The 20117-nt window shown below is 39.4% G+C and carries 16 protein-coding genes; 12 read left to right on the forward strand and 4 right to left on the reverse strand.

The genetic code is table 11. The features are described from left to right. Positions 1-26: 26 nt before the first annotated feature. Together G3R48_RS07580 and G3R48_RS07585 are read left to right on the forward strand one after the other, a co-directional pair. Positions 27-353, forward strand: a complete 327-nt coding sequence (locus G3R48_RS07580; RefSeq protein ID WP_153663666.1) for a PilZ domain-containing protein — start codon at positions 27-29, stop codon at positions 351-353. Between the two features lie 43 nt (positions 354-396). Then, a complete protein-coding gene (locus tag G3R48_RS07585; protein WP_153663664.1) occupies positions 397-1185 on the forward strand; it encodes a TatD family hydrolase in 789 nt (262 codons plus the stop codon). A gap of 278 nt (positions 1186-1463) precedes the next feature. Here G3R48_RS07585 and rsmF read toward each other — a convergent pair whose 3' ends face one another. Further along, on the reverse strand, positions 1464-2915 hold the full coding sequence (gene rsmF / locus G3R48_RS07590) for a 16S rRNA (cytosine(1407)-C(5))-methyltransferase RsmF (RefSeq protein ID WP_153663662.1): 1452 nt from the start codon (positions 2913-2915) through the stop codon (positions 1464-1466). Positions 2916-3035: 120 nt separating this feature from the next. Between rsmF and G3R48_RS07595 the strand changes: the two genes are divergently transcribed. After that, positions 3036-4262 (forward strand): nucleoside recognition domain-containing protein, encoded by a 1227-nt coding sequence (locus G3R48_RS07595; RefSeq protein WP_212593261.1) that lies wholly within the window; start codon positions 3036-3038, stop codon positions 4260-4262. A gap of 361 nt (positions 4263-4623) precedes the next feature. On the opposite strand, the gene G3R48_RS07600 is transcribed toward G3R48_RS07595, so the two are convergent. From G3R48_RS07600 to G3R48_RS07610, 3 genes are read right to left on the reverse strand one after another with little or no spacing between them, the layout of a single operon-like run. After that, the gene (locus G3R48_RS07600; protein ID WP_153663660.1) at positions 4624-7266 is read right to left on the reverse strand and encodes an MlaD family protein; all 2643 of its coding nucleotides are present in this window, start codon (positions 7264-7266) and stop codon (positions 4624-4626) included. Beyond that, positions 7253-7915, reverse strand: coding sequence for a paraquat-inducible protein A (locus G3R48_RS07605; RefSeq protein ID WP_153663658.1), 663 nt, complete (start codon positions 7913-7915; stop codon positions 7253-7255). Before G3R48_RS07605 ends, G3R48_RS07600 begins: the two co-directional genes overlap by 14 nt. Further along, positions 7908-8534, reverse strand: coding sequence for a paraquat-inducible protein A (locus G3R48_RS07610; protein ID WP_153663656.1), 627 nt, complete (start codon positions 8532-8534; stop codon positions 7908-7910). Before G3R48_RS07610 ends, G3R48_RS07605 begins: the two co-directional genes overlap by 8 nt. Positions 8535-8703: 169 nt before the next feature. Between G3R48_RS07610 and G3R48_RS07615 the strand changes: the two genes are divergently transcribed. The 9 genes from G3R48_RS07615 (at position 8704) to G3R48_RS07655 (ending at position 20117) form a co-directional block, all read left to right on the forward strand. Next, a complete protein-coding gene (locus G3R48_RS07615; protein WP_153663654.1) occupies positions 8704-8982 on the forward strand; it encodes a YebG family protein in 279 nt (92 codons plus the stop codon). Positions 8983-9013: 31 nt separating this feature from the next. Next, the gene (locus G3R48_RS07620) at positions 9014-9472 is read left to right on the forward strand and encodes a GAF domain-containing protein (protein ID WP_153663652.1); all 459 of its coding nucleotides are present in this window, start codon (positions 9014-9016) and stop codon (positions 9470-9472) included. Positions 9473-9724: 252 nt separating this feature from the next. Then, positions 9725-10357: an RNA chaperone ProQ gene (gene proQ, locus G3R48_RS07625; protein ID WP_153663650.1), complete on the forward strand. Its 633-nt coding sequence runs from the start codon at positions 9725-9727 to the stop codon at positions 10355-10357. Positions 10358-10376: 19 nt separating this feature from the next. Beyond that, positions 10377-12425 (forward strand): carboxy terminal-processing peptidase, encoded by a 2049-nt coding sequence (prc, locus tag G3R48_RS07630; RefSeq protein ID WP_153663648.1) that lies wholly within the window; start codon positions 10377-10379, stop codon positions 12423-12425. Between the two features lie 67 nt (positions 12426-12492). Next, positions 12493-15054 carry an aminopeptidase N gene (gene pepN, locus G3R48_RS07635; protein WP_153663646.1) on the forward strand — a complete coding sequence of 854 codons (2562 nt, stop codon included), beginning with the start codon at positions 12493-12495 and terminating at the stop codon, positions 15052-15054. Positions 15055-15116: 62 nt separating this feature from the next. After that, a complete protein-coding gene (locus G3R48_RS07640; protein ID WP_153663644.1) occupies positions 15117-15332 on the forward strand; it encodes a DUF2835 family protein in 216 nt (71 codons plus the stop codon). Between the two features lie 311 nt (positions 15333-15643). After that, positions 15644-17680: a DUF1302 domain-containing protein gene (locus G3R48_RS07645; protein WP_153663642.1), complete on the forward strand. Its 2037-nt coding sequence runs from the start codon at positions 15644-15646 to the stop codon at positions 17678-17680. 14 nt (positions 17681-17694) lie between these two features. Then, on the forward strand, positions 17695-19059 hold the full coding sequence (locus G3R48_RS07650; RefSeq protein ID WP_153663640.1) for a DUF1329 domain-containing protein: 1365 nt from the start codon (positions 17695-17697) through the stop codon (positions 19057-19059). Positions 19060-19115: 56 nt separating this feature from the next. Next, positions 19116-20117: a YCF48-related protein gene (locus G3R48_RS07655; protein ID WP_153663638.1), complete on the forward strand. Its 1002-nt coding sequence runs from the start codon at positions 19116-19118 to the stop codon at positions 20115-20117.

Here is a 20117-nt window from a genome sequence, read left to right on the forward strand (position 1 = left end):
TTTAATTTGGAGTTATTCAACTCACTATGGTCGATTTAGTAGTTAACTACGATACATTACATCAACTTTACCGTGCTTATATGCCATTCATTAAGCCAGCCGGGTTGTTTGTTGCCACCACTGAAAGCCATTTTTTAGGGCAAGAACTGACTATTTCATATCGTTTACCGGGCGCTTTACAATCAAGTGAATTTCAAGGTACGGTTGTGTGGATTAACCCATTAGGTGCATCAGGTGGACGTCCTGCCGGTATTGGTTTAAAAATTAATACAGAAGCAGAGAGTCATAAACATCATATAGAAAAGCTGTTATCACATGAGTTAGCTTCTGGTGATTTGACCTGCACTATGTAGGTCGGTATCCTCTGCGCATTATCCCTTTTTTTGAACTATTCACATGTTAATTGATTCTCATTGTCACCTTGACAGGCTTAATGCTGCACCCGATCAAGCAAGCCTTAATCAAATAATGGCCCAAGCAAAGTCACAGGGAGTGGATTATCTTCTTTGCGTGAATGTCCGTCAGCAAGGCTTTGAGGCTATGCGAGATAAGGTTGCCAATTTTGATAATGTCTTTTTATCATCTGGTGTACACCCATTAGATGTGCAAGAAGGGTTAGACGTTGAGCAAATACGCAGTTATGCAAGCGATCCTAAAGTGGTTGCTATTGGTGAAACTGGGCTTGATTATTTTTATGCAAATGAGACTAAAACGCTACAACAACAGTGTTTTGAACAACAAATTCAACTTGCTGTGGAAGTGAAAAAACCACTCATTGTCCATACTCGAGATGCCCGTGAAGATACCATTAATCGTTTAAAGCAAGGCCATGCAGACAAAGTGGGTGGGGTGCTTCATTGCTTTACTGAAAACTGGGAAATGGCAAAAGCAGCGATTGATTTAGGGTTTTATATATCAGTTTCAGGCATTGTTACTTTTAAAAACGCGGGTGAATTACGTTCAGTTATCCGAAAAGTGCCTAAAGAGAGATTGTTGGTTGAGACTGATTCGCCTTATTTGGCACCGGTGCCTCATCGTGGTAAAGAAAACCAACCTGCTTATGTCCGCGATGTCGCTGAGTTTGTTGCGCAATTACGCGGTGAAAGCTATCAAGATTTGGCACAATATACTTCAGCTAATTTCTTTAATTTATTCACGCAAGCAGCGGTAATTGCCAATAAGTAAGATTTAGTTTGATATTTTAATGCGGACGCAGAATGTGTGCTTGTGTTTGTTAACACCGAGCGCATTTTTTTGGATAAAAAAAGACCCAAAACTATCCAATTGTTCTGGGTCTAGGGGAATGGCTCTTCATAGAGCCGTGCGCTAGCTGGATAAAGTGTGTTAGTCACACCCAAACGAGTTGGTTAAATTATAGCCAACTTGTAATGGTTTGCTTATTTTTTACTATGGATAATCTGTTTAATTAACAGGCTGAAGCTAAGCGTTTGAAAGTTAGCTCCTTACATACATGCGTTATCATTAACTAATTCTCTTGGTAAACCATTTTTTAGTCGATGTCCAAGGTATTTGACCATCCCGAGCGTGGCACCACTGTGTAATACACGCATTTCTCCATGAACTTGCGCTTGTAAATAGTGTTGTTGCTCAATAGATAAATCAGTTACGGCAATATCTCGACCCTTTAAGAAGTTGACTGCTGAGTTGGCATCTAATTCAATACTGGGTTCACCAGTAAAATTATCTGTCGTGAGAGCGATAAGCGCTTCATGCTTAATTTTGAAGCCTTTTTTTAGTATGTCAGCTAATTTTATCCCAATACGTTGGTAACGCATTTTGCCGATTAATGGCATTATCGATTGTGGGAACAACCAACATTCTTTATCGCGTACCTTAATTTGGCTATTTTGGGGTAAGCTAATTTGATATTGCTTCAATAAATAGTGGCTTAATATCTGTAAGTCTTTTGCTGGAATATCAGTGAATGGAAATACTTTTTGTGGTTTTGGCTGTTTTTTAAGACGCGCAACTGAAGCAAGCTTTTTAATTTTAGCGACAAAGAAGCCTTCACTATCGTACGTTTGTGGCCACACGTGTAAAAAGCCTTCAGGGGTGCATGCTTTATCTGCGCCATTGAATAATTTGTCTAAGGGTACAAACTCGACTTCATTAGGGTATTGTTGTTTTAAAAATTGACATATTTGTTGGTTTTCTAACTGACTTAATGTGCAGGTTGAATACACCATCTCAGCGCCGGGTTTTAACGCGAGGAAAGCAGAAGTAATTAACTCCTGTTGTGTTTCAGCAATAGCGATAACATCTTCTAACTGCCAATTTTTTAATGCGTTGCTATCTTTGCGGATAGTACCTTCACCGCCACAAGGTGCATCAAGTAAAATTGCATCAAACTGTTCATACATGTATTCACCAAACACTCGGCCGTCAAAGTGGGTCAAGGCAGTATTATATACGCCCATTCGCAACATATTTGCATGCAAAACTTTGACCCGGCTTGATGAATATTCGTTTGCAACTAAAAGCCCGTTGTTTTGCATCATGGCTGCCATTTGGGTTGACTTTGAACCAGGGGCTGACGCGACATCTAAAATCGTTGGATGAGTGAGGCTAAGATTATCGAATAGTGCTATTGGCGGTAACATTGAACTGGCTTCTTGGACATAAAATAGCCCTTGAATATGTTCAATTAAATTGCCAATGACAGGTTCTTGCTCAAAGGTCACCCAAAATCCGTCGTTACACCATGGTATCGCTTCAAAATGCCAACCTTTAGGCTGCATTAGTGCTTGGAAGTCGGTGGCGGATATTTTTAACGTGTTAACCCTAATCGATTTTCGTAATGGTTTGAGGCAATAATCAATAAATTCATCTAAATGAAGCCCATTGGGCAGCTCTTGTTGAATATGTTTGATAAAATTAGGGTTTATTTGTGCCATGCTATTTCACGCCATAGAATTGATCATACGATCATAACTTAAAAAGTGGCGTTTATCTGTATCTCAGCGTTCGCATCGTGACAAATACTCTATTTTATATGGCTTTTTATTGGGGCGAATGTGTTAAATCGAGTCTGGTTAATCTTCTTTGTGGTCGCACTTGTGGCTATTATTTGTCAACTATTGGGCGGCAATGCGCAGGTATTGTCCGACAGTGTTAATGGCTTATTTAGTAGTGCGAAATTAGCTGCTGAAATTTCATTAGGGTTGATTGGTGTGCTCGCTTTATGGATGGGCTTAATGCAAGTGGGTGAAAAAGCCGGAGTCGTCGGCTTTTTTGCGAAACTGTTTGAGCCTTTGCTGAGCAAATTAATGCCAGAAGTGCCTCGTGGACATGCCGCTTATGGCAGTATGAGTATGAATATTACTGCAAACATGCTTGGGCTTGATAATGCCGCTACGCCGCTGGGGCTTAAAGCGATGAGAGATTTGCAATCATTAAACCCGACCAAAGCTGTTGCTACCAATGCACAAATTCTGTTTTTGGTGTTAAACACTTCCTCAGTAACCTTAGTCCCAGTGACGGTATTTTTATATCGTGCTCAACAAGGGGCGACTAATCCGGCCGATGTATTTTTGCCTATTTTAATTGCAACGAGTTGTTCCACGTTAGCGGGTTTATTGATTGTCGCTTTGGTGCAACGTATCTCGTTACTAAACACAGTGGTAATGGCTTATGGATTGGTGGTGTTATCTGTTATTTGTGCAGGTATTTGGTCGTTAATCGGTTTATCTGCGCAGGCTATTGGTAATGTTTCTACTATTATGGGCAATGGGGTGTTACTCGTGCTCATTTTCAGTTTTATATTAGTTGCAGGCATGCGCAAAGTAGCGATTTATGATGAGTTTATCGTTGGCGCGAAACAAGGCTTTGAACAAGCTGTGCAATTAATTCCCTATTTATTAGCCATGCTGGTGGCAATCGGCTTGTTAAGAAACTCAGGCGCGCTTGATTATGCATTGCAATTGTTAAGCGCAGCGGTGGCCACAATGGGTGTTGATAATCGCTTCATCGATGCAATGCCAACGGCATTTATGAAACCTTTTAGTGGCTCTGGTGCACGAGCGATGATGCTTGAAACAATGGAGCATAATGGTGTTGATTCTTTTGCTGGTCGGTTAGCGGCTGTTTTACAAGGCAGTACAGAAACAACCTTTTATGTGCTTGCTGTTTATTTCGGCTCAGTAGGAATTAAGCACGGGAGACATGCGCTAGGGTGCGGCTTAGCCGCTGACATTGCAGGTATTTTAGCGGCAATTAGTGTGTGCTATTGGTTTTATGGTTAAGAAGATATTTTGCCACATTAGCGCTTATTAATGATAATAAAAATCATGTTATTCCAGCTATAAATTAGGTCTATAGTTTATAAACATAGGCTCGAACAATCGAGTTGAGATTAAGATGATTATTTTACTCGATATCACATTATTGCGGACTTCTTGGCGTTGAATATTACTGAAGACTTGTTGTATAGAAACGGCTGCGCTTTTAAAGTGTCTCAATTATCCATTTTTTCAGCGGATGCGAAATGTCTGACTAAGAGTTGATAGTTACTTTGAAATAATGCAGCTAAAACATCATATTGCTGAGTAAAATGGTGACAACATCCACCATTTTACTTGCGTAATATAATTAGTTTAAGGCAAATTATTCGTTTTGTATTGGTTCCCAAGAACGCCACTTCTTATCCATTTTGTCATGCAGAATAAATCGTGAACCATTTTCTAAGCTATTATCTGGGGTAGTTTTCTCCTCAGTGATAACCGAAATACCACCTGATATGAGGCTTTCTAATGAACCAGTTTCAATTTGCGCACCTGAGAACAATCCGACCTCAAGCTTAATTCCTGATGCATCCCAGAACTCACTGGTTTGGTTGATTAAGGACGAATATTGCTTAAGTATGTGGCCTAAAATTTCAACTTTAGTCCCCGCTTTATTCAGTCTATAACCGTCAATCTTACCAATGCTAACACCACGATAAAAAATGGGGGTACCTTGTTTGATTGAGCCTAATTGCTTATTTTCTAGGACTAAACTAAGGACATCCTTTGGTTGCTGAACGTCAAATAGAGATTCATGTTCTACCGTGAATGCATGCTGAACTTGTTCAGCCGTTCCTGGCGTTGCACTAATATAAGGGCCCGTTAATAAGGTTTCAGGTGCTTTAATACCCGCTAATGAAATACTGGCGTCGACGATATAAAACTTACTGTCAGTTTTAGTAAAATGATCTGCATATTGACCATATAAATAGGCCGTTGCTTGGGTATTGTGAAGGTCTTGGGTTAATTTTACATGCTTAATAAAGCCTATTTTGTAGCCTTGATAACGGATAGGGCTGTTGTCGGTTAGTCTTACCGAAGTTGGTAAGGTTAGCTTAACCAGCTGTGCCTGTTTCATTGCTAGTGTTTTATTAGCAAATAAGGTAGTACTAGCTTTATTAATGACATTGGTTTGGTTAATTAATCCAAGTGAAATGCTGCCTTTAATGACCCCAGCTAATGGCGCGACATTAATATCGACCCCAGCAAGTGAAGCATTGATATTGACGGTATCGTTACGCCAAAAAACGGTATTAGTGTTCAGTAATGATTTGTATTTAGGATCAATTAATAAGCTAAATTCAAATGAATCATTTGCTGATGACCAATCAATACTTGCAACATGGCCAATGGCCATTTTTTTATAATAAATAGGTGCATTAACCGATAAACCTGCACCATCTGGTGCTGTTAATAGCACTTTTTGCATATTATTTCGTTTTGCATTTTCTAGTGCTTCATTCATTGAATTGAATAAGGGTAACGTGTCAGTTGCACCGATAAGTGGATTATTAGGGGCTCGTATTAAACTTATTGCCCCATTCATTAATGTGTTTAAGTCACGGGTTTTAACTGAAATTCCATCGAGTGATGCATTTATATCAAGGGCTGATTCATGGATGAAATAGCTGCCTTTAGTCAATAAACTTTTATATTCAGGGTAGATTTCAATTTGGTAATTCACTTGTTCTAAATCAGCTGAGAGCCCAACATGAGTAACATTACCTATCGGTAATTGTTTATATCTAACTTGTGCTTGCTCACTGATACCTGTGTTGATATCCGAGGTGAGTGTTAAACTCAGTTTAGCGGCTTTTAATAAATCAGGTGCATGTGAAGCCAGTTTGTATTCCTTTGGTAAGGCCGAAGTGGATGAGCCTGGTAATACATTGATGACTGCGCCAGTAACAAGCCTTGATAAGTGGTTAACTTTGGTAAACGATACTTGTGCCCCTTCGAGCCAAAATTGACTATCGGCAGTCAATAAATCGCGATATTGGTGGGTAAGTTTAGCAATGACTTTGATATCAGCGTCCGCTAGCTTTAAAGAGTCCACTTCACCAATCTGTATACCGCGATAGATGATTTTAGTTCCTTTACTGACGTTATCAGCGCTATCGACACTTAAAGTAAACTCAACACCGGCTATGGCACTTTCTTTGCTATCAAATAACCTAAAGGTGTCGCCACTGTTTGCATTGGTCGCACTGTCACTTGAGTCAAAACTAATTCCGCCTGCAATAATGGAAGCCAAGCTTTCTGTATTAACACTTAAGCCAGATAATGAGGCATCTACTTTGACCCCTGACACATTCCAAAAGCGGGAATCTTGCTTAACTAATTTGGTGTATTGATCTTCAACAAACACATTAATTTCAATTTGTTTATTGTCTTTTAAACGATAACTGACAACATCTCCAACCGGCACTTGGCGATAAAATAACGGCGAGCCAACATCGATTGAACCCAGTTTATCTGTGATTAACGTAAGTACCATGCCGCGGGAACCTGGCTCTAATGCTGGCGCGGAATTTTTGGCAACAAAGTACGAGCTTGAACGGGCTTTTTTACCTGGTTGTATCGCAATATAATTACCTGAGAATATCGTATCAAGACCTTCTACGCCGGTAATACTAGCTTTGGGTTTTACTAACCAAAATTGAGTGTTTTGATTCAAAAAAGGCTCTGAACGATAGTCCATTAATACTTGTACATTGACGCCTTGTAAGTCTTTATCAAGACTGATATCTGTAACCTTACCGACTACTAATCCTTGGAATTTTACTAAGGTTTTACCTTGTTCCATACCGTTGGCATTAGGAAAGTGAATGGTAATCTCTACACCTGATTCTTTGATGCTCTTTATTCCCAACCAAGATCCTAAAACCAATGCGATTATGGGCAATAACCAAATAGGAGAGAAAAGTTTCTTTTTGACGATTTTGGGTGGTTCACTTTGAGTCATGTTCGGTTTCCATACGGTCCCAGAGTAAGCGCGTGTCAAGCACTTTCGCTGCTAATTGCGTTAATAAAATAACCAAGGCAAAAGCTGTTGCCGCAGGGGCGGGCTTTGCATCAAGAAGTTGTCCCATGTTGACAAGGGCAACGGTAATAGAAATTACAAATAAATCTAGCATCGACCAGCGGCCAATCCATTCAATAACATGAAAACCCACCATGAGTTTTTTCTTGGAAACTGGCAAGTTAAAACTGATAGCGGTTAAATATATGGCCAATCCGATAATTTTTAACCAAGGAACTAGCACACTGGCGGTAAAAACAATAATCGCAATCGGGATCATGTCTGTCTTAACTAAATGAACCGTGCCACTGAAAATGGTATCGTTAGTGACAACACCGCGATTGGTTATCAAAGTAATAGGGTAGATATTGGCTAAAATTAATAGCGCAAATGCAGTGATTAATAAGGCCCAACTTTGTTGCACGCTTGCATAATTACGCGTAGCTAAGGTTGAATGGCAACGCGTACAATGAGAATGACTTACATAATTGACTTTGCGGCACACCTTACAAAAACACAGTCCCAAGGAGATACCTGTATAAAGTGGTTTTGCGTCAGTTACCGCTATTGGTGACAACACTTGTTTAGTCATCAAGTAAACTCCACATGTGTTCTAAATTATACTCGCGCTGCAAAAAAATCATCACTATAAAAAGCATGGTGAAACAAAAGGTTCCCATGCCCATGTGTACATCTGAAAAATCAGATAGCTGAAATGCCGAGACCAAAAAACTCAAAACATAAATTTCAAGCATGGTTAATTGGCTTAGCAATTCCTGTCTTTTTAATAAAAGGGTATATATTTGTCGCCAAAAAGGATTCTGCAAACCAAGTTTGGCAATACATACCTGTATGAAAATTGATGAAATCAATAATAGAGGCGCTATAACCGCTGATATAGCAACAGCAAGACCCACTATCCAATAACCCTCCTGTGCTACAGCTATTGCTGCGTGCATTGCAGTGGTATTTCGAATACTGCCGAAAAAATGAATTTCTATAACCGACAAGGTATTAGCGGGAAGGAACAATAAGATAGCGGCAATACATAACGCAAGCATGCCGTTGATAGAACAATAAGGAGTATCATAAAGTGCGGTATGACAACGCGGGCACAATGCTCTAACTCGCGAAGGCAAGGCTCGCTTTTGTACCACAAGATCGCAAGAGCGACATAACACTTGGCATTGGCTTACTTCAGTTTCAGTCATGTAGACTAAATACCCTTATGTATCAATTGCAAATGAGTCATCGACCATACTTTTTCTGCATTGTCGTGAATTAAAAAATAAATAATACCAGAATAATCAGAATACTTGCATCATAAGTTAATTGTATGACATCCTACTTACTGTATATAAAAACAGTAACGGAGGAATCATGGCTGTTATCACAAAATTCGTCGTGGTGAGAGAAGGGGAAGAGAAAATGACCTTCACAACAAAAAAAGAAGCCGATGCGTACGATAAGATGCTCGATATTTCAGATAATCTTATTCCTTTTATAGAAAAAGCAGACATTGGTTTACAAGAAGTCGATTGTGAAAAGTTAGCTTTTTACCTTGCACAAAATAAAGATGAATTAGCTAATTTGCTAAAAGGTGTAATAAAAGGTACAACAGCTTCAGCGCCAAAAAAGAAAAAAGTTAAACAAGATTAAATAGGATAAGACTGATTAGTCGCAAAAATAAATGAAAAATGAATTTTATGATGTGTTAGATCGCCAAGTCACGGCACTTTTTACTGGAGAAGACGATCTTGTTTGTGCAATGGCCAATTTTTCTGCGCTATTAAACGATCAACTAGATGACATTAATTGGGTTGGTTTTTACCAAGTTAAAAACAATCAATTAGTTTTAGGCCCGTTTCAGGGTAAATTAGCCTGTACTCGAATTCCATTAGGTAAAGGTGTCTGTGGCACTGCTGCATCAACCAATACCACACAACGGGTTGCAGATGTCCATCAATTTGCTGGCCATATCGCTTGTGATGCGGCGAGCAATTCTGAGATTGTTATTCCGTTTGTTCGTAATAATGAAGTCATTGCCGTGCTCGATATCGACAGTCCAATTTTCGATAGGTTTGACCAAGATGATCAAAAAGGCCTCGAAAAAATGGTTAAGTCGCTTGAATTTGTTTTATTTGGTTAGTTTGCGACCAATATGAGTGAATTGAAGGTCGCAATCGTCGCCATGACCATTATAATAACGCGCTAATTGATGGCTGCTCATCTGAGTCGCTAGGTTAATTAATATTTTTGTTAAGGTTTGTTTCATATGCTTTTGCAAAATATAATATAGTGCTAATTTGTAGGTTAAGTGCGTTGTGCATTTAATGAAAGATGAACGACTCTTGGTTTTTTGAACCATACTTGAGTCCCCTTTATTAACGTGGAAGTAATGATGGAATCAACAGAAAAGTTGACCGACACAAACGCTATTTTGGCGTATTTATACGAAACCTTTCCTTTATGTTTTATAAAAGAAGGTGAAACAAAACCATTAAAAATTGGTTTGTTTCAAGATTTAGCTGAACGGTTAGCTGATGATTCAAAAGTCAGTAAAACACAATTGCGCGTTGCTTTACGCCGTTACACCAGCAGCTGGCGATACCTGAAGGGGATTAAAGCCGGGGTTCAACGTGTTGATTTAGATGGCATCGAATGTGGAGAGCTTGAGCAAGAACATATTGAGCATGCTAAGACTACACTTAAAGAAAGCCAAGAAAAAGCCAAAGCTAAGCGTCAAGCTCAAGCACCTAAAAAAGAGGCTAAGCGTACTCCTCGTGCTGAAAATAAACGTGCTGTTAATAAGCGCGTGCCAGCTAAAAAAGATCGTCCAACTAAAACACCTGCACCAGTATCGAATTTCGTGCAAGCAAACATGTCTGATTTATCGCCGAACAAACGTGTAAACGTTAAATTAGGTGCAGCACCTGTTGCAGGTGTCATTATTGATATTAAGAAAGAAGATGTTCAGGTTCAACTGGATTCAGGATTAACGATTAAAGTTAAAGTTGAACACATATTGTTATAATTGAAGGAGTAACTTATTGATGCGAAAACTTACCTTGGCTGCGTCAATTGCCAGTTTATTTGTCGGATTTTCGGCGTGGGCAATTTCACCAACGATTCAAATCAATGAGTTACCTAAGTTAGCGCAAGAGCCGCAACATAAGGTCGCGAGTAAACGTGTTACTAACCGTTTTACTCGTGCTCATTATCATCGTTTCGATTTAGATGATGCATTTTCACAAAAGATCTATACGCGTTTTTTAGAGCAATTGGATTACCGCAAGAATATTCTTACCCAAGCTGATGTAGATACTTTTGAGCAGTACTCAACCCACTTTGATGATATGTTGAAGCAAGGCGAGATGGGGCCTGCTTACAAAATGTATGCGCTAGTACAAAAACGTCGTTATGAACGTTTTGTTTTTGCCTTGTCACTGCTTGATAATGAATTCGACTTTGCAAAAGTTGGCGACAAATATCAATTCGATCGTAAAGAAGCCCGCTGGCCAAAAGACGAAGCTGAACTCAACGAGCTTTGGCGTCAACGCGTTAAATATGATGCGCTTAATTTAAAGTTAACAGGTAAAAAATGGCCTGAAATTACTGAAATTTTAGGTAAACGTTATAACAATGCCATCAAGCGTTTGAGTCAAACAGAAAGTGAAGATGTATTCCAAAGTGTAATGAATGCCTTTGCTAGAACGGTTGAACCTCATACAAGTTATTTGTCACCGCGAAATGCTGAACGTTTCCAAATGGAAATGAATCTAAGCCTAGAAGGCATTGGTGCTGTTTTACAAATGACCGATGATTATACTGTCATTAAGAGTTTGGTTGCTGGTGGTCCAGCAGCAAGCAGTGAAAAACTCTCTCCAGAAGATAAAATTGTCGGTGTCGGTCAAAAAGGTGAAGAAGTCGTTGACGTTATTGGCTGGCGTTTAGATGATGTTGTAGACCTAATTAAAGGTCCTAAAGGCAGTGAAGTGGTGTTAGAAATCTTACCTAAAAAAGGTGGAGCAAATGCCAAGACATTTACAGTTACCATTAAACGCGACAAAATTCGTCTAGAAGATCGTGCTGCTACCTCAAAAGTTATCGAGCCTACAACGGGTGAATATGCCAATAGAAAAGTGGGCGTGATTAATATTCCAAGTTTCTACATGAATTTATCTGTTGATGTAAACAAAGAAATAACCAAACTTAAACAACAAAATGTTGAAGGAATTGTTATTGATTTACGTGGAAATGGTGGTGGCGCATTAACGGAAGCAACCCTACTAACTGGATTATTTATTGATGCAGGCCCTGTTGTTCAGATTAGAGATGCTAATGGTCGTGTAACCCAAAACCGTGATAATGATGGGGTAAGTGCTTATTCAGGTCCTTTGACTATTATGGTTGATCGTCACAGTGCTTCCGCATCAGAAATTTTTGCTGCAGCGTTACAAGATTATGACCGTGCATTAATTGTTGGTGAATCAAGCTTTGGTAAAGGGACTGTACAGCAACATAAAAGCTTAGGCCGTATTTATGACATGTACAAAAAGCCAATTGGACATGTGCAATATACCATTGCCAAATTCTATCGTATCAACGGCGGTAGCACTCAAATAAAAGGGGTGACACCAGATATTGGCTTCCCAAGTGCACTAGAGCCAGGTGAATATGGTGAATCAGAGCAGAAAAATGCACTTCCTTGGGATAAAGTGCCAGCCGCGCAATATGGGGTATTAGGGAATATACAACCTACACTTATCAAAACGTTAACGCATAAACATGACATGCGAATTAAGAACAATGTCGAGTTTGGTTACATTAACGATGATATTGTAGAGTTTAAAAAACATCATAATGATAAAACGATTTCTCTTGTTGAATCAGAACGCATTGCTTCTCGTGAAGATGATGATAATCGTGCCTTAAATCGTGAAAATGAGCGTAGAGCGCGTAAAAATCTGCCTGCAGTGAAGTCATTAGATGATGTAGAAGATGTTAAGGCAGAGGATTTACCCGATCCGTTCCTAGATGAAACTGCATTAATCACCCTAGATATGGTTGATGCAAAACGGATAGCCAAACAAGCAAAATAAATATTACACAAATCTAAAAACGCGCGTAAAGCGCGTTTTTTAATGAAACAACAAACAAGGGTGCGTTATGACGCAATTACAAGCTAAGCATTTAAAAGATTATCAATCTCCTGTTTTTACGATTACAGACATCGACCTCGACTTTATTCTTGATGCTGAAAACACCAAAGTGACCGCGATTAGTCAGGTTAAACGTTTAAAATCTTCAACTAAATTAGTGCTCGATGGTGACAAATTATCACTACATAGTGTACTAATTGATGGAAAAGTGGCTAAATACCAGCAAACTGATACACAATTAATTGTTGAAACCGGTGAGCTCACCGATTTCAGTTTAACGGTTGTGACCTTATTAGATCCTGAGGCAAACTCAAGCCTTGAAGGTTTATATATGTCAGATGGCGCTTATTGCACCCAATGTGAAGCTGAAGGCTTTAGGCGGATCACTTATTTCTTAGACCGCCCTGATGTGTTAGCTAAATATCAAGTACGTGTTGAAGCTGATAAAACGACTTTTCCTTTCTTGCTCAGTAATGGTAACAAAGTCGACCAAGGAGATATGCCAAGATCTGGTCGTCACTTTGTGAAATGGCAAGACCCTTTCCCTAAACCAAGCTACTTATTCGCGCTTGTCGCAGGTGATTTTGATGTACTTGATGACACATTTGTTACCAAGTCAAATCGCAGTGTAAGTTTGCAAGTTTTTGTAGATAAGGGAAATTTACATAAAGCTGACCATGCAATGGCATCGCTTAAAAAGTCGATGAAGTGGGATGAAGATCGTTTTGGTTTAGAGTATGACCTGGACATCTATATGATTGTCGCCGTAGACTTTTTCAATATGGGCGCAATGGAAAATAAAGGCTTAAATGTATTTAATACCAAATATGTGTTAGCTGATAAAGCCAGTGCAACGGATGATGATTACCATGGGATTGAATCAGTTGTTGGTCATGAATATTTTCATAACTGGACGGGAAATCGTGTCACTTGTCGAGATTGGTTCCAATTAAGTTTGAAAGAAGGGTTAACAGTATTTCGTGATCAAGAGTTTAGTTCTGATGTAGGTTCTCGTGCTGTTAATCGAATTAATGCAATTAAAGTATTAAAAAATCAACAGTTTGCTGAAGATTCAGGCCCAATGGCTCATCCAATTCGTCCTGAATCTGTTATAGAAATGAATAATTTTTATACGGTTACGGTGTACGATAAAGGTGCGGAAGTGATCCGTATGATGCACAGCATTGTTGGGGAAGCCGGTTTCCAAGCCGGGATGCGTTGTTACTTTGAACGTCATGATGGCCAGGCGGTTACGTGCGATGATTTTGTAGATGCAATGTCATCTGCTTCGGGTAAAGATTTAACCCAATTCAAGCGTTGGTATAGCCAAGCAGGAACACCTGAGTTAACAGTGTCAGAACAATTTAATGCGCAAGATAATCGCTACGAATTAACTGTTAAACAACAAGTTATTGCTCAAGGTAAAAGGGGCGCGCCGTTACACATCCCATTTAGTTTAGAGCTATTGGATGCTGAGGGTAATAGCATTTACAACAACATTTTGGATGTAACACAGTCTGAACAAACATTTAGTTTTAGTGATGTTCAAAGCAAGCCCATCGCTTCGTTACTTCAGGATTTTTCAGCACCAGTCAAACTGAGTTTTGAGTTTACAACAGACCATTTAATTCACTTAATGCGCTTTGCAACGAGTGAAGTGGCGCGTTGGGAAGCATCTGTGCAATTAGTTAGCCATGCTATTTGGAAAAATGTAGAACATCTTCAAAACAACAGTACTATGCGTGTTGATCCAAGAGTTGTTGATGCATTTAAAGGTATGATACTTAACCCAGAACTGGACAAAGCCTTATTAGCTGAAGTGTTAACTATTCCAAGTATGTCTGCGTTGATTGAACAAGTTGATATTGTAGACTTGGATAATTTACTTCATGCTCGTGCTTTTGTGATTGAACATGTTGCAACGGAATGTGAAGATGAATTACTTGCACGTTATCGTGAATTATCATCACAAGATTCTTCTGCGGCAAGAGCAATGAAAAATGCCTGTTTAGGTTTGCTTGCATTAACGTCTGATGATGTGGATGGTTTGATAGAAGCTCAGTATCAACAAGCAACTAATATGACAGATGCACTTGGTGCTCTAAAAGCGGCAGTCAATGCAAAAAGTCAATGTATGCAAACGTTGTTAGCGCAGTTTGAAACACGCTGGCAAGATACACCTTTAGTTATGGATAAATGGTTTACTCTGCAAGCATCGATTAATGATGACAATGTAATTGATAATATTACTGCTTTAACTAATCATAATAGCTTCAGCTTTACTAATCCAAACAGAGTGCGCTCGTTGATTGGCATGTTTGCAGCGAATAACATTGCTCAATTCCATAAAGCAGATGGTTCTGGTTATCAGTATTTAACTAAAATTCTAGTTAAAATGAATGAGACTAATCCACAAGTTGCTGCGCGCATGATTACTTCGTTAATTCAATTCGGCAAATTTGACCCTGCAAGACAAGCATTAATGAAACAACAATTAGTTAAGTTACAATCATTACCAAACTTATCTAAAGACTTATTTGAAAAAGTAAATAAAGCACTAGAAATGTAGCGCTTATTTATAACGGCATAGGCACGATATATCATATATCGTGCCTTTTTATCGAGATGATTATGCAGTTTTATTTCACTTGCCAAATCAGTTATGACAAGTATCTCTATTACTATAAAGGTTATGCAGATAAAATTGAAGTCAGAGACATTACTGGCCAGTATCTGCACGTTAATGCTAAGTATTTTAAACCTTACTTAACTCGTAACGGTATTAATGGCCAATTCAGATTATTAGTTGATGCTAAAGGTAATTTTATCTCCTTAGATAAGGTGTAGAGTAATTACTTCAAACGTATGATTGAACAGGCCTATTATCCTAACAAGCAATATTCAAGTATAACCCTATGATTAGGTTGCTTTTCCCTTTAACTTTTACCCTCCCAAATCCTGTCAATATTTTATTTTCAAATAAACGCTTGTTTAAATAGCAGCATTTTATCTAATCCCTCTAATTTTATTAAACATTTTCTTTGTTTTTCACCTTGCCCACAGATGTTAAATGCTGTAACAATGGTGTTACCTGTAAGCTAACAAGATGTTAGTCAAATTCTTATAACAACAGATCCGGCAGGTTACGGAGATAAAAAATGAACAAAATGAAGAAAAGATTTAATAAGTCGGCACTTGCTTTGGGGGTGGTGTCGGCACTGTGCCTAGGAATGAGTTCATCTGTTTCAGCGGTGTCATTTAACTGGGGAGAAGTCGATGGAACTTTTGATTCAACTTGGACGTTAGGTGCTAGTTGGCGAGTGAGTGAACGTGATTGGGCTGGGCAAATTGGTAAGGTTAATCAACCGCAATTTGACTGGACTGGTTATTCAGCCTTTGGCGACACTAAATATACTTCTGCTCAAATTTGGTCACAAGATGGATCTTATTCCAGCAATAACGATTTAAGTAACCTGTTATATTCTCAAGGTGATAGAACATCAGAAATCTTTAAAGGATTACATGAGCTTTCACTGCAATACAAAAATTATGGCCTTTTTGTTCGTGGGATGTATTTTTACGACCGCAAACTTAATGATGGTACGTATGATTTCAATGACCCATTAACTGGAAGTACTTACGATCCTTGTGCTGATGATCAAGCGTCAGAAGTTCAGTGTAAAGATGTGCGTTTGTTAGATGCATTTGTTTACGCTAATTGGGACTTCAATGATGGTAATAACCCACTAACGGTTCGTGTGGGTAATCAAGTGGTTTCATGGGGAGAAAGTACATTAATCGCACACGGTATTGGTGTCATTAACCCGGTAGATTTAAATATTTTAAATGCACCAGGTGCAGAATTAAAAGAAGCATTTAGACCACAAGGTATGGTTTGGGCGTCCTTAGGTGTTACTGACAATTTAAACGTTGAAGCTTTTTACCAATATGACTGGCAACAAGTTTGGGTACCAACACCAGGTTCAATTTTTGCTACCAATGACTTTGCTGGTTTTGGTGGATATGGACAAAATGCCCAGTTAGGCTTTAATTCCAATCCAGATATTAATTTGGATTTTTTAATGGATGAATATGCAAATCTTTATCAAATGGCAGCGGCAACAGGATTTGATGCCAGTTTAGCGCCATTAATGACCGCTTATTCAACAAAAGTTGCCTTAGTACAAGATTCACAAGATGCGCCTGATGATGGCCAATATGGTCTTAAACTTGGTTATTATTCACCTGAACTTGGTGAAACTGAGTTTGGCTTATATTACATGAATTATCACAGTCGCAGACCCCTGATCAGTGGTACCGCATCTGACTTTACCAGCGATGCTATTGCTGCAGATTATGCATTGTTGGCACAAAGCGGTGGAGAGATCACCCGTGAAATGATGCTGAATATGCAAACATTTACTAAAGCGCAAATTGTTTACCCTGAAGATATTCAATTGTTAGGGGCGAGTTTCAACACATTAGTGGGTGATACTTCTGTTGCTGGTGAAGTTGCTCATCGTATTGATGAACCGCTGCAAATTGACGATGTTGAATTATTATTTGCCGCTATGCCACAGCAGTTAGCCAATGCCGGCTTACGTCCAGATCTCGATGGCATTTCGCAAATGGACGTTGTTGCCCCAGGTTCTACTGTTGATGGCTTTATTACTCGTGATACCACTCAAGCACAAATGACAGTAACGCATCTATTTGGCCCAACATTAGGTATGGATAACCTAGTCATGTTAGCTGAAGTTGGTGGTGTTTGGATCCACGACATGCCGGGCTTTGATGAATTACGTTTAAGCGGTCCGGGTACTGCGCGCTCTGGTGGAAATCCAGATATGCCTGGCATTATTGATGCTTTACACAATGGCCCTGAAACAAATCCATTTCCTACCGATTTTGCTTGGGGTTATCGTCTGGTTGCTAAAGCTGACTTTAATAACCTAATGGCGGGAATGAACATGTCTCCACGAATGATCTTTTCTCATGACGTAGACGGTATCACCCCTGATCCGTTGTTTTTGTTTACTGAAGGACGCAAGTCATTGGCACTGGGTGTGAACTTTGATTACCAAAATCGTTGGGGATTTGATTTTTCATATAACAGTTTCTTTGGTGGTGTCGGCACAACCAACGCGATGTCGGATAGAGACTATGTTTCATTCAACGTCAAATTTTCAATATAAAAAGGACAATAATAATGAAAAAACTGACGATTATTTCGACTGCAATTGTTTTGGCTCTGGGAGTTTCAATAGCCCATGCAAAAGTGTCTGAAGCAGAAGCGGCAAAATTAGGTACAACTTTAACCCCACTTGGTGGTGAACTTGCGGCTAATGCTGATGGTTCAATTCCAGCTTGGAATGGCGGAATTACTCAGCCTGTTGCTGGTTATGAGAAAGGCATGCACCATCCAGATCCTTTTACAAGCGATCCGGTGCTATTTACCATTACAAATACCAATAAAGCACAATATCAATCATTTTTAACACCTGGGCAAATTAAGCTATTTGAGCTTTACCCTGATACTTACAAAATGAATGTGTATCAAACTAGACGTACTGCGTCAGTGCCGCAATATGTTTATGATGCCACTAAAGTGAATGCGGTAAATGCTGAGTTAATTTCACAAGGTAACGGCATTAGTGGTGCGACTATTGGGGTACCATTTCCTATCCCCGCTAACGGTTTAGAAGCTATTTGGAATCATATTTTACGTTTCCGTGGTGTTGATGTTGAAACTCATCGTAGCCAAGCTGCACCGACTGCATCAGGTTCGTACACCTTAGTTGAAAATTCTGAGCAAATTCGTTTTGAGTATTCTCGGCCAGAAATTACCTTGGATAAGCTTAAAGACAGCAATACATTATTTTATTTTAAACAAGTTGTCACTCAGCCGGCACGTCTTGCTGGTACTGCGTTATTAGTTAAAGAAACAATGGATCAACAAGCTTTGCCGAGGCAAGCATGGACCTATAACACTGGCCAACGCCGTGTTCGTAAAGCGCCAAACGTTGCTTTTGATACGCCAGGTACAGTATCTGATGGCCTAAGAACCACTGATGATTTTGATATGTTTAACGGTTCACCTATGCGTTATAACTGGGAGCTAGTCGGGAAGAAAGAAATCTATATTCCATACAACGACTATAAACTTCATTCAGATAAACTCAGTTATAAAAATATTTTAACCCCTGGACACATTAATCCTGAATACGGCCGCTGGGAAAAGCACCGTGTTTGGGAAGTGAAAGCAACACTTAAAGACGGAATGCGTCATATCTATAAAACTCGTGTGTTTTATATTGATGAAGATTCTTGGCAAGTGTCTTTAGCTGAAATGTACGATAACCGTGACGAGCTTTATCGTGTTGCAACTGCACATAGTATTAACTATTACGAAGTGCCGACCCATTGGAGTACGCTTGAGGTATTTCATGATTTGCAATCTCGTCGCTATTTAGCAATGGGGTTAGATAACGAAGGGCGTATGTATAATTTTGACGCTAAGTTATCAAGCCGTAACTTTACCCCTGACGCACTGCGTCGTGCTGGTATTCGTTAAACGTTCAAATCAGGGGCACACATTCGTGTGCCCCGATGACTGTAAAGGAAGTTTGTATGTCGTTTAGCATACTTCGCAGCGCAGTATTGGTTGTTGTGGCAAGTTTTGCTGCTACAGCGCATGCTGAAAAAAATGTGTTAGCTGCACAAATTCAACCACTTGCTCAGACCTCATTAATTCTTGATATTACCGCGACTAATAACAGTATGGTTGCTGTTGGTGAACGAGGACATGTTTTAGTTAATCAAGGTCAATGGCAACAAGTCGCCACTCCTGTTAGTGCTCAATTGACCAAAGTTTTTTTCCTTAATGATAAATTAGGCTGGGCTGTTGGCCATGATGCAACCATTATCCATACCCAAGATGGTGGTATGACATGGTCGATACAGATGCAGTCATTTGATATAGAAAAACCATTTCTTGATGTGCATTTTTTTAATCCACAGCATGGTATAGCGGTTGGGGCATACGGCTTATTTTATCGCACCTATGATGGTGGTCAGTTATGGCAGCCAGAGTTTCATCAAGAGTTACTCTTTGAAGAAGATGTTTCTTATCTAGCAGAGTTAAAGCTTGAAGATATTGCATTATATGAGTCGGAAAAAGCCGCTCTGTTACCACATTTCAATCGCGTGATTGCGTTATCTGGACAGCGCTTATTATTAGTGGGCGAACTCGGCCTTGTCAGTTATTCAACTGATTTGGGTAATACATTCATTAAAACTGATTTTGGATATGAAGGGTCAATGTTTTCCGCAATTGAACATCAAAACCAAGTCTATGTTATGGGGCTTCGCGGGCATGTTTTTAAGTCTGACTTATCTTTAAGTCGTTGGACTAAAATAGATCTTCCTGTTGAATCGTCAATAAATAATGCATTTATCACCCCAGATAATGAATTAATGTTCGTTGGTAATGCGGGTGTGGTGTTGCAGCTTAAAAATGACAACATTGAAATTGTCACCCGCCGTCAAGGGGAGAACATCGTCGCCGTGACTGCCAACCCAAAAGGACAGATTTGGTTTGGTGGAACAAAAGGATTATTCCAATTGCCATAG

Origin of the sequence: Shewanella intestini, from assembly GCF_018221465.1 — a bacterium.
Taxonomy (GTDB): Bacteria; Pseudomonadota; Gammaproteobacteria; order Enterobacterales; family Shewanellaceae; genus Shewanella; species Shewanella intestini.

What these genes read in the sequence shown, in the direction of transcription:
- G3R48_RS07650 (WP_153663640.1), top strand. Translation starts at nt 17,695, where the DNA reads ATGAAAAAACTGACGATTATTTCGACTGCAATTGTTTTGGCTCTGGGA.
- G3R48_RS07605 (WP_153663658.1), bottom strand. Translation starts at nt 7,915, where the DNA reads ATGACTAAACAAGTGTTGTCACCAATAGCGGTAACTGACGCAAAACCA.
- prc (WP_153663648.1), top strand. Translation starts at nt 10,377, where the DNA reads ATGCGAAAACTTACCTTGGCTGCGTCAATTGCCAGTTTATTTGTCGGA.
- G3R48_RS07580 (WP_153663666.1), top strand. Translation starts at nt 27, where the DNA reads ATGGTCGATTTAGTAGTTAACTACGATACATTACATCAACTTTACCGT.
- G3R48_RS07620 (WP_153663652.1), top strand. Translation starts at nt 9,014, where the DNA reads ATGAAAAATGAATTTTATGATGTGTTAGATCGCCAAGTCACGGCACTT.
- G3R48_RS07610 (WP_153663656.1), bottom strand. Translation starts at nt 8,534, where the DNA reads ATGACTGAAACTGAAGTAAGCCAATGCCAAGTGTTATGTCGCTCTTGC.
- pepN (WP_153663646.1), top strand. Translation starts at nt 12,493, where the DNA reads ATGACGCAATTACAAGCTAAGCATTTAAAAGATTATCAATCTCCTGTT.
- G3R48_RS07615 (WP_153663654.1), top strand. Translation starts at nt 8,704, where the DNA reads ATGGCTGTTATCACAAAATTCGTCGTGGTGAGAGAAGGGGAAGAGAAA.
- G3R48_RS07585 (WP_153663664.1), top strand. Translation starts at nt 397, where the DNA reads ATGTTAATTGATTCTCATTGTCACCTTGACAGGCTTAATGCTGCACCC.
- G3R48_RS07655 (WP_153663638.1), top strand. Translation starts at nt 19,116, where the DNA reads ATGTCGTTTAGCATACTTCGCAGCGCAGTATTGGTTGTTGTGGCAAGT.
- G3R48_RS07645 (WP_153663642.1), top strand. Translation starts at nt 15,644, where the DNA reads ATGAACAAAATGAAGAAAAGATTTAATAAGTCGGCACTTGCTTTGGGG.
- G3R48_RS07600 (WP_153663660.1), bottom strand. Translation starts at nt 7,266, where the DNA reads ATGACTCAAAGTGAACCACCCAAAATCGTCAAAAAGAAACTTTTCTCT.
- proQ (WP_153663650.1), top strand. Translation starts at nt 9,725, where the DNA reads ATGGAATCAACAGAAAAGTTGACCGACACAAACGCTATTTTGGCGTAT.
- rsmF (WP_153663662.1), bottom strand. Translation starts at nt 2,915, where the DNA reads ATGGCACAAATAAACCCTAATTTTATCAAACATATTCAACAAGAGCTG.
- G3R48_RS07640 (WP_153663644.1), top strand. Translation starts at nt 15,117, where the DNA reads ATGCAGTTTTATTTCACTTGCCAAATCAGTTATGACAAGTATCTCTAT.